The sequence below is a fragment of the Nocardia sp. NPDC059228 genome, from assembly GCF_042754245.1.
Lineage (GTDB): Bacteria > Actinomycetota > Actinomycetes > Mycobacteriales > Mycobacteriaceae > Nocardia.
The window spans coordinates 36,419-53,088 of the sequence record NZ_JBHZAL010000031.1 but is presented as its reverse complement, the minus strand read 5'-3'; the positions used below and the strand labels follow the sequence as shown (position 1 = coordinate 53,088).

The following is a 16,670-nucleotide window of genomic DNA, read 5'->3' as shown; positions in this document are numbered from 1 at the left end:
CCAGCACGTCGGTCGTGACCACTATTGCCGACGTGCTGGTCGACACAGTGCAGCGCCGCAGCGCCGCCGAGGGGCAGACCCGATACCGGACCTGCCCACGGAACCCCGCGCCGAATTGCTAACCAGCACAACCGAGAACGAGATCGTGCACCCCCAACCGGTTCGTCCTCGGTCGCGGGCGTCTCGTCCCGACCTTCCGGTACGAGCTATAACAGGACGATCCCCGGCCATCGTCTCCCGTGGTGAGAATGCGACCCAGCGCGACCTTGTCCAAGCGATCTACGATTCGACGAGAACCGTTGCACACCACCAAGCACCGTCTGACACGCGGAGCGACCCGGCCCGTTGGAACCCCCGTTCACTGTCGCGTGACATACCCAATCGAGCCCCAGGACCGAAGTGCATCAGCCTGGGGCTCGCTCGGGGGTAATCGCCCATGTTGATCACACTCAGCATGTTTGACGGCCAGACACTACATTCGCCACCCCAGTTGTGGCGCCAGCAGTGATCTGCGACACGCACACCGTCCAGTGTCGATTGGCGGCTGCGGGTGTAGTGCACCCCGCAGGCATGGCCACATGGTCGATGCATCAGGCCCATCGAGCGAAGGAATCCGTCACGTCCGCGGATTGGGGCCTGCGGGAGGGATTTTGGCCAGGAAGCCCGCCAGCGCTCAGCAACAGGTTCCCGTCGCATAGCTGAGTCACCCAGAGCCTGCGGTCAGATCGCTGTGGGACTGGACAATGCCGACCCCGAATCGAAGAGCGATTTCGGACGATCTATCAGCGCAGCCTTCTGAGGTTCCTGAAGCTGGAAGAGAAGAACCTACAACCAACTTCAACACGCACAACACATTTCAGCATACGGCTGGCGCATCAAGTCCTCAGCTCTGTTCCATGAACCCATGACAATCAAGCCTGGTGCGCCCAACGTCTATTCCACCGGCGGTCGTCGCAGGCTCGGGTTTCGCGCATACGAGCGTCACCGAGAAGGCGGAGGACAGACCAACGCCGCCAGGATGTGTCCGTGGCACAGCAAATGCGATGAATGGCAAGTGATCCCATGGCCAGGCTTGCCCTTTCCCGACACCGCGACCGCTGGGCGTTCGTGCGCAGGTCATGAACCCCATTGCCATCCATGGCTATCTTTTAGCGAACCGAATCCTCTTGCAATGCAAGACGAAAACAAGAATCTTGGAGGGCGCTCCGGTCAACAGCTAGGCCGTAGCAACACCAAAGCGCCCAGCAGGCGAGTACGGAATGTCTAGGCGCGGTGAGACTCCGATCGGAGACAGACGTGAGCACCGCCTGGTCGTGGACAGCGACAGGCGTGAGCCACCGGATCTTCGCAGGCTCAGCCGCGCCGTCATCGCGCTGGCGAAGGAATCCGAATCAGCTGAGGAGGAACAGTGAAAGCTGCCGTGACCGCCGATCCGGCTGTCGCGTACCTGCGAGTCTCGGACAAGAAGCAGTTGAACACCGCCATCGACATCGACCCGGACGGCAATTCGATTGCGACCCAACGCAGCGTCGTCGAAAAGCGTGCCGACAATCTTCCTACCCGGATCGTCAAGGAGTTCGTCGAGCCAGGAGTATCGGCCAAGTCCGTCGAGAACCGGCCCGTGTTCCAAGAGATGCTGGCCTACCTGAACGAGCACCCCGAGATCAAGTACGTCATCGTCTATGCCCGGTCCCGTGCCTTCCGCAACTACATCGACGCCGCGGTCACCAAGCGCCAGCTCGACAAGATGGGCGTGAAGCTGATCTCGGCTCGGGAAGACTTCGGCGAAGGTATCTACGCCGACATGATGGCCGCCATCACTGACATCTTCAACGACACCCAGAACAGGCTGTCCGGCCAGGACATCAGCATCAAAATGCTGAACAAGGCCATGAGCGGTGGCACCTGCAGCCGAGCCAAAGTCGGGTACGTCAACACCCGCATACTGTTCGAAGGCCGCCAGGTCAACACCATCAAGATCGACGAAGACCGTGCACCGCTCGTCGTGCAGGCTTGGGAACTCTACGCAACCGGCGAGTACGGCCTCGACGATCTCGAAGCGGCAATGGCCGACTTGGGGCTGACTTCTCCTCCGACCAGCCGCTACCCGGCACAACGACCAGTATCGGCCTCAACCCTGCACAACATGCTGCGCGACCCGTACTACGTCGGCTACGTCACGTGGAAGGGCCAGATCTATCCCGGGCGCCACGAACCGCTGATCAGCCATGAACTGTTCGACCGCGTTCAGGATATGCTCCGGCAGCGCAGCGCCAATGGGAACCGCGACCGGGTTCACAACCACTACCTCAAAGGGTTCCTGTTCTGCACTCGCTGCCGCGACCAGGGGCATACCTCACGGCTGGTGTTCAACCAGTCGACCAGCCGCAACGGCAGCAAGTACACATACTTCAAGTGCCGCAGAAGCAAAGAGGGGTTATGCGATCTTCCCTACGTCCCAGTCGAAATGGTCGAAGAGGCCGTGGCCGAGCACTATCGCACACTGCAGCTCTCGACATCCTTCGCCACCGAGACCCGAAGGCTCCTCCAAGAAGTCGTCGCCGACGAACACACCACCGTCCGCGACCGACACGCCAGCCTCAACCGTCAACTGAAACAGCTCGACGCCAAGGAAAACCGCCTGATCGACCTGCTCGCCGACGGCTCGATGCCCCAAGCAAAAGTCCGCATGAAGCTGATCGACATCAAGACCCAACGCAAACGCCTCGAAGCCGGGCTCACGAACACCTCCGAAGAGCTCACCATCGGCGCGGGAGTGCTCCGGCACGCCTTGGACCTCGTTGCCGACCCTTACGTCCTGTACCGCGACGCCAGCACCGACATCCGCCGCCTGCTCAACGAGACCTTCTACCAACGCTTCTACATCGACGACCATCACGACACCATCGAACCGACGATCAGCGACGAGAAAACCGACCTGTTCGCCGCCCTCCATCAAGCCGGCCGCGCCTGCACCAGCCCCCCACCGCACAGAAAGCAGAAAGGGGCTTACTCGAACCAGCGAGCGGACGCCGGTTGGAATAAGCCCCTCATGGTGGTTCTAGCTGGGATCGAACCAGCGACCCCTCGCGTGTGAAGCGAGTGCTCTCCCGCTGAGCTATAGAACCGTAGCTCGTCGCTCGAGGCGACTGTCCGGTTCGGGTCTCCCCTGCTCCGGCTGAGAGAACATTAGCGCGTCCACCCACCGTCATGCCAAATCGGGTGCACCATCGCTCGCTGCGGCGCAGCGTAGCCGACTCGGTCGGTGTCGGCCAGGACGTCGAATTCCGCTGCGGTGATGGCGATTTCAGCGTCAGCAATGGTGCCTTCGACATGGGCGACCATGGCCGGATCCGCAGGAGCGAGCCGGCGCTACGGCTGATCGAACAGCTCGGCGACCGCGGCCACCGTGACAGCCCGGGTCAGCCAATCCGACAGCCGCTCCAGATCACCGCATGCCAGAATCCGCTCACGGGCGGCCCCGTCAACCTCGATCCCCCGAGCGGCCAGAACCGTGAGAATCGCCGAAGCCTCACCCTCGGCCCGGCCTTCGGCCACGCCCTCGGCCTTGCCTTCCGCTCGACCTTCCGCCACGCCTTCGGCGTGACCGATCGCCTGGTGGCGCCGAGCGAATTCGCTCTCCCACTGGTAGTTCTCGACCGAAATCGACATGATGGCCTCCAGCTCGATGCGGGCTGCCTCGGGCAGTCGGGCGCTGATGTAGTCATAGTCGATGAGGCCCCTCTCGGGCCCGAAGGTCTCGAGCGCCCGCAGCACCATCTCGAGTACTGGGTGCCGCGACTCGTCTTCCACATGACCGGGAGCCGACAGCAGCACCAGCTCGGGCCATTCTCGCGCTTGGTCCGGGTCGGTGACCGGTCCCAACCGCCCCGGCCAGTACGTGATCGGCGTGAAGACGAAACCCGGATGGCCAGTCTGGATCGGTTGTCCGACAGCCGCCGCGACTCGCTCGATCGGGCGGTAAGTGAAAGCCCGGCGCCAAGGTAATCGTCTGCAGTGGCGGGGCATTCGCGGGCAGCGGTCCGGGCGCGTGCCGAAACACGGCCGTATTTTTCTGGATACATGGCGGCGCCTTCGGCCGGTGTAGTTTGCCAGGGTTACGGTGCCCGAGCGATCGGGTGCAGATTCACCACGGAGGATCCAATGAAGTTGCGTATTGCTGGAGTACTCGGCGCTGCCGCGGTGGCCGGGATGGTGGCGGTGCTGGCGCCCGCGACCGCGGGCGCGTCGACCGGCACCCTGGTCTCGAACGGCAGGGTTCTCGTGAACCCGTCCGGTTGCGTCCGGATCCTGCTCACCGACCTGGACACGACCACCGTGACGAACTCGACCGACCAGGACGCCACCTTCTACGCCAGCATCGACTGCTCGGGCGATCCGATCGGCACCGTGGCGGCCGGAGCGGCCGGCACGCCCCCGATGGCGGGCAGCTTCTCCATCAACTGACGACTGCGCACCTGGCCAGAGTGCATCGCGCCCTGGCCAGGCTGCGGTTTCCCATGACCCTCACCGCTCGAGCAGGGGCGCCGAGGCATGAAGACGAGCTGGTGCCGTTTGACCGGCGCCGAGGCGGGTACGCGAATACGAAACAGATCGCGGCATACACCCGGAGGTCGAGAACCGTGGAAATCGCAAAAGGAACCCGTCTGGTCCCCATTCACGACACCGCGCTCGGTGCTTCCATTCAGGTCACAGCGGTGCGACACAACCCGATTCCGTACGCGGAGGTTCGACCGATCGGCGGCGGCCGGGTGTGTGCGGTATCGCTCACCGACCTGCAGCGGGATTTCCGCATCCTGCGCAAAAGCGTTTCGGCCGAAGATGATTCGACCGAGGGGTAGCGTCTCGCCTCTGGATCAGCCCGCCATCTCGACACCACATCGCTGCGCCGGGTCGGGCTCAGTACCGCGGCGGCCCGGCTGGACGCCAGACGATCGGCTCGTCGATGTCGGTCGTCATCGTCGTTCGCCTGCGTCGTTCCAGGACGATGAGCGCGGTGCCGCCGACGAGGCCGACGGCGGCCAGGATCGCGCCTACCAGGCCCAGGGTCGGCTGATGCAGCCAGAGGGCCAGGAACGCGACGGCAGTGGCGAGGACGCCGAAGAACATCAACGCGAAGCCCGCCCAGTTCCGGCTGTCGGCCAGCACCTCTCCCTGCTGCACCTGCGTTGCGCGGGAAAGATCCGCAGCGCCATCGAGCGGCGGAAACTCCGACGCTCCTTCTGTGGTCATTGTCGACACCTCCCATCCGGCCCGGGCGACGCGCCCGACGCCTGCTCTTCGGGGTTACCCGCGCCCAGGGATCCAAACGATGAACGCGGGAATCCCAGGAAGTACGGCGGGAAGGAATCCCTTGCGAGACTTCACGTGCGGTCGGTGCGGACAGCGATTGTCGTTCGAGAATTCGGTCTGCCTGAGGTGCGGCGGGGCGCTGGGGTTTCACCTGCCCAGTCGCACCCTGCTCGTCCTCGATACGCGCGGGACGACCACTGTCGACGGTCGTCAATGGCGGACATGCGGCAATCTGCAGCGCGCCCGGTGCAATTGGCTGGTCCCAGCGGCCGGCGGTGAATTGTGCCGTTCGTGCCGGTTGACCCGAACCCGGCCCGCGGACGACGACTCCCAAGGGCTGGCGCAATTCGCCGAAGCCGAGACGAGCAAGCGGCGGGTGATCTTCGAGCTGAACGAACTCGGGTTGCCGATCGTCGGGCGAGACGAGGATCTCGACCACGGCCTGGCTTTCGACCTGTTGTCCAGCGCGTGTGAGGCGGTGACGACCGGCCACCACAGCGGGCTGATCACGCTGGACCTCGCCGAAAGCGACGATGTGCACCGCGAACGACTCCGCGTATCGATGGACGAGCCATACCGGACACTCGTGGGCCACTTCCGCCACGAGCTCGGCCACCACTACCAGCAGGTCCTGGTGGGCGACGGCCTGCGGGAGCCGAGATTCCGAGCACTGTTCGGCGACCCCGACGAGGACTATGCGGCCGCGCTGGACCGGAACTATCGGATCGGCCCGCCACCGGACTGGCCGGATCGGTTCGTGTCCGCGTATGCCGCGACGCATCCCGTCGAGGATTGGGCCGAGACCTTCGCCCACTACCTCCATATCCGTGAAACCCTCGACACCGCAGCAGCATTCGCGATGACCCCGGCAAGCACCCGATCCGAAGTGCGGCTACGCGCCGACACCGGTTTCGATCGCCTCATCGAGCAGTGGCTGCCACTGTCATGGGCCCTCAACCAGGTCAACCGGTCGATGGGCCACCCCGACCTCTATCCCTTCGTCCTGGCCCCGGCGGCATTGGACAAGATGCGATTCATCCACGAGCTGATCGGCCGCGCAACAGCTTCGGCAACGCGGAAATAGCCGTTCAGTCGCGAACACGGCACCACGGGTAGGACCGGTCCCGCCTGGTCTGTGAAGAAACCGCAATTCGCGGGCACCCGTACTCATGATGATTCGGCAGCGAAGTGGTCCGCGGGGGCTTCGTCGCCGACGTAGGCCGACCACAACCGGCGGTAGGGGCCGTCGATCTCGAGCAGCTCGGCGTGGCGGCCGGTTTGCAGCAGACGGCCGTCACCCATCACGATGATCAGATCGGCATCGGCGGCGGTGGCCAGGCGGTGGGCCACGACGATGGTGGTGCGGCCCGCGGTGAGGACCTCGACGGCCGCGCGGACGCGGGCGTCGGTCGCCAGGTCCAGGGAAGCGGTGGCCTCGTCGAGGATGAGTATGTCGGGCTCCACCAGTTGAGCGCGGGCCAGCGCCAGCAGTTGGCGCTGACCGGCGGACAGAGCGGCGCCGTGCGCGCCGATCGGCTGCCGGTAACCGTGCTCGAGAGCGGCGATCATCTCGTGGGCGCCGACCGCGCGTGCCGCCCATTCGATGTCGGCGGGTGTGGCATCGGGTTTTCCGTAGGCGATGGTGGCATGCACCGTGTCGCCGAACAGGAACGGTTCCTGCGGAACCACGCCCAGCCGTTTGCGGTAGTCGCGCAACCGGTAGCGGCGGATGTCGACGCCGTCGACGAGCACGGCTCCGTCGGTCGTGTCGTACAGGCGCGCAAGCAGTTTCACCAGGGTGGATTTGCCGGCTCCGGTTTCGCCGACGACGGCGACCTGCTGGCCGGGCGCGATTCGCAGATCGATGCCGGACAGTACGCGCCGATCGGCCCCCTGGTAGGCGAAACCGACACCGCGGAACTCGATCTCGCCCGCGAGCCGCTCGACCGGACGCGCATCCGGCGCGTCCGGGGTGGACACGGGCTCGCGCATCAGCACACCGAGGCGCTCGATGCCGACGACCGCCTGCTGGTAGCTGTCGAAAACCTGCGACAACTGCTGGATGGGGGCGAACAGCAGATCGATGTAGAGCAGGAACGCGATCAATGTCCCTGCGGTGAGCGCACTCTCGCGCACCTGGTGCACCCCGACCGCCAGCACGGCGGCCGTGGCGATCACCGACATGATCTCGATGAACGGGAAGAACAACGCCATCAGCGTCTGACTGCGCAGCCGCGCATCGCGGTAACCCCATGAGCGACGCTCGAATTCGCGCTGATTGATCGCCTCGCGGCGGTAGGCCTGGGTCACCGCGATGGTGTCGACGTTCTCCTGCAGGTAGGCGTTCGCGGCGCTGACCTGCTCGCGCGCCAGGTTGTAGGCGGGCACCGACGCCCGGCGGAACGCGACCGTCGCGATCACCAGCACCGGCAGTAGCGCGAGCACCACCAGCGCCAGGCGGCCGTCGATCACGATCAGCGCCACCACCACGCCGCTGATGGTCAGCGTGCTGGTCAGCGCGACCGCCAGTCCCGTCTGCAGGAAGGTCGACAACCCGTCCACGTCGGTGATCATCCGGGTCATGATGCGGCCCGCCAGTTCCCGCTCGTAGAACTGCAATCCCAGCCGTTGCAGCTGGGCGAAGACCTTCACCCGCAGGCCGTAGAGCAGCCGCTCCCCCGCCTGTCCGGTCACGCGGACCTGGGCGACGGTGATCACCCAGTCCACGACCACCACGACCAGCGCGGACGCGGCGGCCAGCAGCAGCACGTCGCGGGCTCCGGCCAGCACGCCGTGGTCGATGCCGTAGCGCACCAGGAACGGAATCAGGATCTGTGCCAGGGCGTCCAGGGCGACCAGCCCCAGTCCGGCCAGCAGCGGCAACGCGAACGGCCGCAGCAAGCGCGTCAAATCGAAGTTCGGGTCCGGTGTGTGCGAAAAATGCTCGGGCACATCGGGTTCACCGGTGGCTGCGGGCAACCGCCCGATCAGGGCGCGCACGTCGCCGCTCGGCGGGGCGCTCGACATCATGCCCCCGCCCAGGTGACCGCCCATCGCCCCCGGCGAGCCGGCGGCACGCCGGGCGAACGCTCTGGCCATCTGCTCCAGCGCACGTGACTCGTCACCGTCGGTCTCGGTGCCCGTCCACAGTCCGGCGGTGGGCACGGTGTCGGTCACCGCGCTTAGATCGGCGGCGATACTCACCGGGTCCGGCGCGGTGAACAGGGTGTGGAACAGCTCTCCGGAGGTCTGCAGATCGTGCAGAGTGCCGAGTTCGGCGACCCGGCCGCCGTCCAGCACGGCCACCCGGTCGGCCAGTGCGAGAGTGGAGATCCGGTGTGCCACCACGATGGTGGTGCGCCGGCGCACCTCGGCGGCGACGCGGGCGAAGATCTGCTCCTCCACCTGTGCGTCGATGGCGGAGGTAGCGTCGTCGAGCACCAGGATCGGGGCGTCGGTGATCAAGGCGCGGGCCAGGGCCAGGCGCTGACGCTGTCCGCCGGACAACCGCTGTCCACGCTCGCCGATGTGCGTGTCCAGGCCCTCGGGCAGCGCGGCGACGAATTCGTCGGCGGCAGCCAGATACAGTGCGTGCCACACCTGTTCGTCGGTGGCGTCACGACGGCCGTAGGACACATTGGCCCGCACCGTGTCCGCCATCAGCGAGGTGTCCTCGAAGACCATTGCGATCCGGCCGCGCAGGTCCGGTAGATCCCGGATATCGATGCCGTCCACCAGAATTCGGCCCGCATCGGGATCGAACAGGCGGGGCAGCAGTTGCACCAGAATCGATTTGCCCGAACCGGCCGCACCGGCAACGGCCACCGTCTCCCCTGGCCCGACAATGAGGTCGAGCCCGTTCAACACCGGTGGCTGTGCCTCGAACGCGAAACGCACGCCATGGAACTCGATCCGAGGCGCACTGCCGGAGTCGCCCGCCACCTCGGCGGCCGACTGCGCCGCGGCCGCCTCACGCGGCACGGGCGTCTCGATCACCTCACGGACCCGCTCGAGCGAGGCCCTGCCCTGCTGGCTCACCGTGAGCAGCATGGAGAACATGCGGATCGGGGTGACGAACGAGCCCAGGTACGTCATGAAGGCCAGGAAGGTGCCCAGCGTGATGGACTGCCGAAGCGCCAGCAGCCCGCCCACGACCAGAATCAGCGCCTGCCCCGCGGCCGGCACCGCCTGCATGGCGGGGGTGAACCGGCTGGTGATCCGCGTGATGCGCAACCGCGACCGGTACAGGTCCCGGGCCGAGCCCGCCAGTTCCTCGAGCTCGTGCGATTCCTGCCCGAAACCCTTCACCACCCGCACGCCCGTCACCGCCGCCTCCACTCGCATGGCGACCTCGGCGGCGCGGGCCTGCGCGTCCCAGTTGGCGGGGAACAGCTCTCGCTGACTGCGGGAGGTGATCAGCCACAGCGCCGGAACCACCAGCAGCGCAATGACACTCAGCATCGGCGACATCGACGCCATCAGGATCAGTGAAACAGCCAGCAGCACCACATTGCCCGCGACCAGCGGAAGCAGTTGCAGGAACATCTGAATCAGCGTCACGTCGGTGATGGCACGGCTAACGACCTGTCCGGTGTAGAGCCCCGACCGCTGCCGGCCGTTCAGCCGCAGCAACGCCGCGAACAGGTCACGCCGCAGATCGTGCTGCACGTCCAGCGACAGCCGTGAGGACCCGGTGCGCCGCCCGTACCCCGCCACGAACCGGGTGGTCCCGACCGTGAGCAGCACCAGCACCCACGGCAGCACCGAGGCTGCCGTGGTGGTCACGGTGTCGACCACATGCCGTACCAGCAGCGGCAGCACGGCCGTGCAGACGTTGGATACCAACGCACCGGCGCACGCGAGCAATACGGTGCGGCGATGCTGTGCGCAACGCCGCAGCAGATAGCGAATCCACCCGTCGGCGCGGGTATTCGAGGCCGCGTCCGCGGAACAGCCGGAGCCCCAGCTCATCCCGCGACCACGAGCGCGCCGGCTCCGGAGAACTGATTGGCGGGCCGCTGCAGACCGTAGTGCCCACGCAGCGTCGTCTCGGTGTACTCGGCGCGGAACAGCCCGCGCCGCTGCAGGATCGGCACCACCTCGTCCACGAAACGCTCCAGGCCCGAGGGCAGCACGGCGGGCATGATGTTGAACCCGTCCGCGGCGCCGCGAGTGAACCACTCCTCGATGGTGTCGGCGACCTGATCAGCGGTGCCGGCGAAGGTGTGGTGGCCGCGTCCGCCCCCGAGCCGGGCGATCAGCTGGCGCAGCGTGAGCCGTTCGCGCCGAGCGAGATTCACGATGAGGGTGAATCGGCTCTTGGCGCCCTGGATCTCGTCCTCGGTGGGCAGGTCGTCGGGCAGTTCGCTGTCCAGGTCGAGGTCCTCCACCGGAATGCCCCAGGTACGGGCCAGCTGGCGCTTGGCGTACTCGGGTGAGATCAGCCGCTCCAGTTCGGCATCCAGTTCCCTGGCGTGCTCCTCGGTATCGCCGATGACGGGCACGATGCCCGGCAGGATTTTGATGGTCTCCGGGTCGCGGCCGAGAGCGATCGCGCGACCCTTCAGATCGGTGTAGAACGCGAGCCCGTCCTCGATGGTCTGCTGTGCGGTGAACACCGCCTCGGCGTAGCGGGCGGCGAAGTCCTTGCCGTCCTCGGAGGAACCCGCCTGCACCAGCACCGGATACCCCTGCGGCGGCCGCGCCACGTTCAGCGGACCCGCGACCTTGAAGAACCGGCCCTCGTGGTCGATCCTGCGGACCCGGTCCGGATCCGTGTGTATACCCGATTCCTTGTCCGCCAGCACGGCGTCGTCCTGCCAGCTGTCCCACAGTTTCGTTGCCACATCGACGAATTCGGCGGCCTTCTCGTAGCGCAGCCTGTGGTCGGGGACGTCGTCGAGTCCGAAGTTGCGTGCGGCGTCGGCGCCGGCGGTGGTGACGATGTTCCAGCCGACGCGCCCGCCCGATACCCAGTCCACCGAGGCGAAGCGGCGCGCCAGGTTGAACGGCGAGTTGTAGCTGGTGGACGCGGTGGCGATGAGACCGATCCGCGAGGTCTGCACCGCGATGGCCGTGAGCAGGACCGTCGGCTCCAGCTTGCCGGCGGGGCGGCGCCCGGTATCGCCGTAGAGCACCGGGCTGTCGGCGAAGAAGATCGAGTCGAGCTTCCCGCGTTCGGCGATGCGGGCCAGCTGCACATAGTGATCGATCTTGGTGTTCGCGTGCGGATCGGACTCCGGCAGCCGCCACGAGGCCTCGTGGTGTCCGGTCGACATGAGAAATGCGTTGAGGTGCAGCTGTTTCGATGGCATGAAGGGTTCCTTATCGGATTGCGGCGGGGACGACGCCCAGCGCGGACAACAGGGTGCGGCGGATGCGCTGGAACTCCGGTTCGCCCGGATCGCGCTCGGCCGGCAGGTCGAGGGGCAGGTCGAGGGTGAGGCGGCCGGCATCGAGCACCAGCACGCGCTGCGCCAGGGTGATCGCCTCGTCCACATCGTGGGTGACCAGCAGGACGGTCGGGGTGTGCCGCTGGACCAGATCACGGAGCAACGCGTGCATCCTGATCCGGGTGAGCGCGTCCAGCGCGCCGAACGGCTCATCGGCCAGCAGCAGATCGGGAGCTCCGACCAGGGCCCGCGCCAGCGCCACCCGCTGTTGCTCGCCGCCGGACAGTTCCGAGGGCCACGCGCGCTCCCGCCCGGCCAGTCCGACCTCCGACAGCAGGGCCCGGCCCGCCGCGCCGCGGGCGCGCGGCTGCCCGTACAGCACGTTGGTCAGCACCCGCTGCCAGGGCAGCAGTCTCGAATCCTGGAAGACCACGGCGGTTTTCGCCGGCACCCGCAGCACGCCTGAACCCTCGACATCGTGATCGAGCCCGGCCAGCGCCCGCAGCAGGGTGCTCTTGCCGGAGCCGCTGCGGCCGAGCAGGGCGACGAACTGGCCCGGCGGGATGGTCAGCGTTATGCGGTCCAGGATGGTCCGCTCCCCGAACGACCGGACCAGGTCGCGGGTCCGGACGCCTAGGTCGAGATCGTTCGACGCCATGACAGCACCTTGCGTTCGAGCAGCCGGATTCCGGCATCGGAGACGAGTCCGAAGGCGCCGTAGATGACCAGGCAGACCAGGATGACATCGGCCTGCCCGTAGTTCTGGGCGCTGGTCATGAGCTTGCCCAATCCGTCTGTGGCATTGACGGATTCGACGACGACCAGAGAGAGCCAGGCGCCGGTGACCGACAATCGCAGCCCGAGGAAGAAGCCCGGCAGCGAGCCCGGTATCACCACGCGGGCGATGAACTCCCAGCGCGAAACACCCTGCACCTCCGACAGTTCCACGAACCGCTTGTCGATGGCGGTGAGCGAGGCGTGCGTCTGCAGATACATGGCCAGCGCCACGCCCAGAGTGATCAGCACGATCTTGAACGTCTCACCGATGCCCAGCCACAGGATCATCAGCGGAATCAGCCCGAGGCTGGGAACAGCGCGCTTGACCTGCACCGGTCCGTCGATCAGCGATTCACCCAGCCGCGAAAGTCCCGCCACCAGAGCGAGTGTCGTGCCGATCAGGATGCCCAGCCCGAGACCGATCGCCGCCCGGTGCAGCGAGGCGAGCACGTTGTCCCCGAGCGTGCCGTCGCGGACGAGGTCCCAGCCGGTGCCGAGCACGGTCCATGGCGCGGACAGCTTGCGGTGGTCCAGCAGCCCGTAATGGCTGCCCGCCGACCAGGCCGCGAGCACCACGACCACGCCGAGCAGGCGTGCGAACGGCACCGGTTTCCGCAGTCCGAGGCGACGCAGGCGAGGCCGGTCCACGAACTCCTCGCCCGTCCGGGGCGCGAGCACCACGATACGGGGCAGCGCGAGTGTCATTGTGACTCCTTGATCCGGTACTGCGCGGGCACCGCGTCCGAGGCCAGCGATTCGAAACGACGGTCGAACAGTTCACCGGCATCGAAGCTCTTACCGAAGTAGCCGGAGCGGGTTACGAGGTCGATGGTTTCCTGTTCCCATTTGATGGCGTCATCCCATTTCGCCGGGTAATAGGGCTTGTCGACGGTGCCCTGAATCCGGCGGGCGTCCTCCGCCGAAACCTTCTGATCCTTCACGTAATACGCGTCGAGCCATTGATCCTGATGCTCCCAGGACCAGATGTCGGCCCGCGCCCAGACCTTCACGAATGCCGTGACCGCGGCCAGTTTCGCGGAATCCTGCAGCACCGCGGTCGGCGTCCACAGGATGGTCAGGGCGTCCACGGCCGGCGTTGCCACCGCACGTGCACCCTGATCGCCGTACTGGGCCAGGTATTTGGTGGTCTGCGGCTCGGCGAGCGGAGCGACATCGATTTGCCTGCCCTGCAATGCGGTGAGGAATTGCGGACTGTTCAACTCGACGAGTTCGACCTCTTTCAGGCCGATGCCGGCGGCCTGCAGAGTGCGCAGCACCACCACGCCCTGCGCCTGGCCGGGCGAAAATCCGATCCGCTTACCGCGCAGGTCGGCCAGGCTGTTGATGCTCGAGTTCGGTGCCGTCGCCAGTTGATACAGCGGCGTCGAGCGCACCTTGACACCGACGATCTTCGCGTCCACACCCGTGGCATGGGCGTGGATCGGCGGAATTCCCGCATTGCTCGCCACATCCAGGGCGCCGCCGCGAAAAGCTTGAATCACATCCGGCCCGGCGGAGACCACCGGCCAGTCGGAAACGGTGAACGGCAAGGTGTTCAACTGCCCGGCGGCATCCAGCGCGACCCGGGTCGTATTCACCGAAATGGACAGTTTGGTGTTCGGCGGCACACTGGTCGGCAGCGCCGCCGAAAGATCGGTATCCCCGGCGCGGGTGGCGCAGCCGGCCACCAGTACAACGGCCGCTACGGCAACGCCTAACCCGGATATCGCGTATCGCATTCTTTTCTCCTGATTCGACTGCGGCGGAGAGCATCAGGGAAATCCGGGGAACGATGACAAGCGAGATTCTCGGACCGGTCCGCGAGGACGTAACTTTCCATGTACAGACTCTCGCCGAAACCATTGCGACCGAGCAACATTCGTTCGACTTAAAATAAATGCGAATCAAACTCGGGCATCCGTCGCGGCCGGCTCGGCGGTGGACACCACCGACAATGGATCGGTGAACAGCCGCTGCAGCACCACGGCGCCGGCGGCGGTCTCCAGCACGCGCCCGAAGAACGACGATCCCGTGATGACCTCCTCGGGCCGTTCACAGGCCGAGAACCGGCGCACCACATCGAGATACGCCGCACGCACGCTCGGCACCCTGACCAGCGCCGGATCCACGATCACCACCGCGTCCGGATCCAGTAGGTCGATCACGACCGCGACCACCCGTCCCAGTACCCGGGCCCGCTCCGCGAACAACGTCTGCGCCGTCGTGTCCTGACCCGCGAGGGCGATGAGATCCGGAATCCGCTGTACCGGCAGCCCTGCCCGCCGGGCATGAGCCACCATCGCGCGGTCGGTGCACTCGGCCAGCGCCGACTCCGCCGCGTCGCCCCCGACCAGACGCGTGATCGCACCCGCCGCCGACCGTGGGCCGTAGTGCACCCGCCCGTGCACAGCGAACGCCACATCGATCACATTGCCCGCGAACAGCAGCACCGTCGCCGCCGCACTCCGCGCATGCCCGAACAACTGCTCCGCGTGCACGAGCGCCCGGCTGTGACTGTCCAGCGTCACCGGCAGCCCGGTCTGCTCCGAGAGATACTGCCGCACAGCCACATTGCGCCAGGGCAGGGTGCCGTGCTCGACCACGGACCCGGCGGAGCTGTCCACCCAGCCGCCGATCGCGACACCCAGCCCGATGACGCGTTCGGTCAGCTCACCCCGCAGCCGCCGCACCTCGGCGGCGGCGGACGCCAGGATCACATCTGGATCCAGGCCGAGGTGCGGCACCCGATGCGAAAGCCGCACGGTTCCGGCGATATCCAGCACCGCGACCGTGCAATGGTCCGCGGCGATGTGCAGCCCGATCACCACATTGCCCGCGACGTTCAGCACCAGCGGCGAATGTGGGCGGCCCATCCCGCCCGGCCCGGCCGTCTCCGGCAGTTCGGTCAGCAATCCCGCCGCGGCCAGCGCCCGCACCTGCGAGGTCACGGTCGCCGGCGACAATCCGGCCACGCGCGCGATGACGCTGCGCGGCGCCGTGCCCTCGGCGAGCACGGCGCGCAGCACCGCCCCCGCGCTCTTGTCCCCGGCCATCAGCGCAGCGGGAAACCCTGCGCCGCAAGCTGGTCACGCAGCCGGTCGCGGCCTTTGAGCGCGGCGGCCGAGCCGAGCCGGGTCAGTACCCGGTCGATCCAGGAGTGCTCGAGGTTCTGCTCGGCGTAGAACGCTGCGATCCGGCTCTCGTACTCGGCCAGATGCGCGCCGAGCCCGGTCGTGTCGTAGGTCTCCTCGTGCAGCACCGCGGCCTGCGGTAGCCGCGGCTTGACGCGGGCATCCTCGCTCGGGTCCGGGGTGCCGACCACGAGGCCGACGACCGCGAACACGCCTGGTGGCAGGGATAATTCAGCCGCAACCTGCTCGGGGTTGTTGCGGATGGCGCCGATGTAGACGGTGCCCAGTCCCAGCGATTCGGCCGCTGTCGCCGCGTTCTGCGCGGCCAGCGCCGCGTCCAGGAACGCCACATAGCTGGACTCCAGGTAGTCGGCTCCATCGAGCGGGGCCCCGCGCTCCGCGGCCAGTGCTCGCAGCCGGGCCAGATCCGCCGTCCAGACCAGCAGTACCGGCGCCTGCCGGATATGGTCCTGATCCCCGGCGAGCGTGGCCAGTCGTGCCTTGCGTTCCGGATCTCGGACCGCGATCACGCTCCACGCTTGGAGATTGGAGGATGTCGGCGCCGACTGGGCTGCCGAGACGAGCAGGCGCAAGATGGCGTCCGGCACCGGATCGGCCAGATAGCGACGGATCGAGCGGTGCTCGTGCAGCACCTGCAGTACCGGGTTCCATTCCGGCGCCGGGGTCGGCGCGGGGTCGCGGTAGCGCTGTGCCACCAGCTGATCCGCAAAAGCAGAGATCTGGGTCATGGACCGTATCGTGACCGCCGCGCGGGGCCAAGTCAGGTATTGACCGCAGCTCGAGCCGAATACTACGCAAACCGGCGACGAGGACTGAACGATCGTCGTATCCCCCGGTAGCGGCAACAGCTGATTCCCCTGACGTTCGATCTCGGGCAGATACGAGGTATCGGAGAGCACGAATTGCGTGATGCAATTCCTGCCGATTCCAGCGCTGTACAACAGCCTGCTGCCTTGACCGTAGCGCGAGCCGAGCTGTGCCCAATTTTATTGTGCTCCAAGATATTTCCGCAGGATCAGCCTGATCTCAACCGTTG

Annotated in this window: 14 protein-coding genes and 1 tRNA gene; 4 read left to right on the top strand and 11 right to left on the bottom strand. The window is 66.5% G+C overall.

Annotated elements, in window-relative coordinates:
* Positions 1 to 1,408 precede the first annotated feature (1,408 nt).
* Positions 1,409 to 3,097 carry a recombinase family protein gene (locus ACFXKA_RS33580; RefSeq protein WP_379430400.1) on the top strand — a complete coding sequence of 563 codons (1,689 nt, stop codon included), beginning with the start codon at positions 1,409 to 1,411 and terminating at the stop codon, positions 3,095 to 3,097.
* Here the strand turns inward: ACFXKA_RS33580 and ACFXKA_RS33575 are convergent.
* The 3 genes from ACFXKA_RS33575 to ACFXKA_RS33565 all read right to left on the bottom strand — a co-directional run bounded on the left by ACFXKA_RS33575 (position 3,054) and on the right by ACFXKA_RS33565 (position 3,780).
* Positions 3,054 to 3,128: transfer RNA gene (locus tag ACFXKA_RS33575), tRNA-Val, on the bottom strand. The genes ACFXKA_RS33580 and ACFXKA_RS33575 overlap by 44 nt on opposite strands.
* A 61-nt stretch (positions 3,129 to 3,189) precedes the next feature.
* Positions 3,190 to 3,345, bottom strand: a complete 156-nt coding sequence (locus ACFXKA_RS33570) for a hypothetical protein (RefSeq protein ID WP_379430358.1) — start codon at positions 3,343 to 3,345, stop codon at positions 3,190 to 3,192.
* Between the two features lie 27 nt (positions 3,346 to 3,372).
* Positions 3,373 to 3,780, bottom strand: coding sequence for a hypothetical protein (locus ACFXKA_RS33565; protein WP_379430357.1), 408 nt, complete (start codon positions 3,778 to 3,780; stop codon positions 3,373 to 3,375).
* A 384-nt stretch (positions 3,781 to 4,164) separates the two neighbouring features.
* Between ACFXKA_RS33565 and ACFXKA_RS33560 the strand changes: the two genes are divergently transcribed.
* Together ACFXKA_RS33560 and ACFXKA_RS33555 are read left to right on the top strand one after the other, a co-directional pair.
* Entirely contained in the window at positions 4,165 to 4,467 is a 303-nt protein-coding gene (locus ACFXKA_RS33560; protein ID WP_379430356.1) for a hypothetical protein, read from the top strand.
* 53 nt (positions 4,468 to 4,520) lie between these two features.
* The gene (locus ACFXKA_RS33555) at positions 4,521 to 4,862 is read left to right on the top strand and encodes a hypothetical protein (RefSeq protein WP_379430355.1); all 342 of its coding nucleotides are present in this window, start codon (positions 4,521 to 4,523) and stop codon (positions 4,860 to 4,862) included.
* Between the two features lie 58 nt (positions 4,863 to 4,920).
* On the opposite strand, the gene ACFXKA_RS33550 is transcribed toward ACFXKA_RS33555, so the two are convergent.
* A complete protein-coding gene (locus ACFXKA_RS33550; protein ID WP_379430354.1) occupies positions 4,921 to 5,253 on the bottom strand; it encodes a hypothetical protein in 333 nt (110 codons plus the stop codon).
* A 121-nt stretch (positions 5,254 to 5,374) separates the two neighbouring features.
* On the opposite strand from ACFXKA_RS33550, the gene ACFXKA_RS33545 reads away from it, so the two are divergent.
* Complete coding sequence (locus ACFXKA_RS33545) at positions 5,375 to 6,397, top strand: putative zinc-binding metallopeptidase (protein WP_379430353.1); 1,023 nt, start codon at positions 5,375 to 5,377, stop codon at positions 6,395 to 6,397.
* An 83-nt stretch (positions 6,398 to 6,480) separates the two neighbouring features.
* Here the strand turns inward: ACFXKA_RS33545 and ACFXKA_RS33540 are convergent, their stop codons facing one another.
* From ACFXKA_RS33540 to ACFXKA_RS33510, 7 genes are all read right to left on the bottom strand, one after another.
* Positions 6,481 to 10,284, bottom strand: coding sequence for an ABC transporter ATP-binding protein (locus ACFXKA_RS33540; RefSeq protein WP_379430352.1), 3,804 nt, complete (start codon positions 10,282 to 10,284; stop codon positions 6,481 to 6,483).
* Positions 10,281 to 11,627: an LLM class flavin-dependent oxidoreductase gene (locus tag ACFXKA_RS33535; RefSeq protein WP_379430351.1), complete on the bottom strand. Its 1,347-nt coding sequence runs from the start codon at positions 11,625 to 11,627 to the stop codon at positions 10,281 to 10,283. Before ACFXKA_RS33535 ends, ACFXKA_RS33540 begins: the two co-directional genes overlap by 4 nt.
* 10 nt (positions 11,628 to 11,637) lie before the next feature.
* Entirely contained in the window at positions 11,638 to 12,363 is a 726-nt protein-coding gene (locus tag ACFXKA_RS33530) for an ABC transporter ATP-binding protein (RefSeq protein ID WP_379430350.1), read from the bottom strand.
* Entirely contained in the window at positions 12,339 to 13,187 is an 849-nt protein-coding gene (locus ACFXKA_RS33525) for an ABC transporter permease (protein WP_379430349.1), read from the bottom strand. Before ACFXKA_RS33525 ends, ACFXKA_RS33530 begins: the two co-directional genes overlap by 25 nt.
* Complete coding sequence (locus tag ACFXKA_RS33520; protein ID WP_379430348.1) at positions 13,184 to 14,221, bottom strand: ABC transporter substrate-binding protein; 1,038 nt, start codon at positions 14,219 to 14,221, stop codon at positions 13,184 to 13,186. The genes ACFXKA_RS33525 and ACFXKA_RS33520 overlap by 4 nt, the downstream gene beginning before the upstream one ends.
* Positions 14,222 to 14,386: 165 nt before the next feature.
* Positions 14,387 to 15,535 carry an ROK family protein gene (locus tag ACFXKA_RS33515; RefSeq protein ID WP_379430347.1) on the bottom strand — a complete coding sequence of 383 codons (1,149 nt, stop codon included), beginning with the start codon at positions 15,533 to 15,535 and terminating at the stop codon, positions 14,387 to 14,389.
* Complete coding sequence (locus tag ACFXKA_RS33510) at positions 15,535 to 16,362, bottom strand: NADPH-dependent oxidoreductase (RefSeq protein WP_379430346.1); 828 nt, start codon at positions 16,360 to 16,362, stop codon at positions 15,535 to 15,537. The genes ACFXKA_RS33515 and ACFXKA_RS33510 overlap by 1 nt, the downstream gene beginning before the upstream one ends.
* Between the last annotated feature and the right edge of the window lie 308 nt (positions 16,363 to 16,670).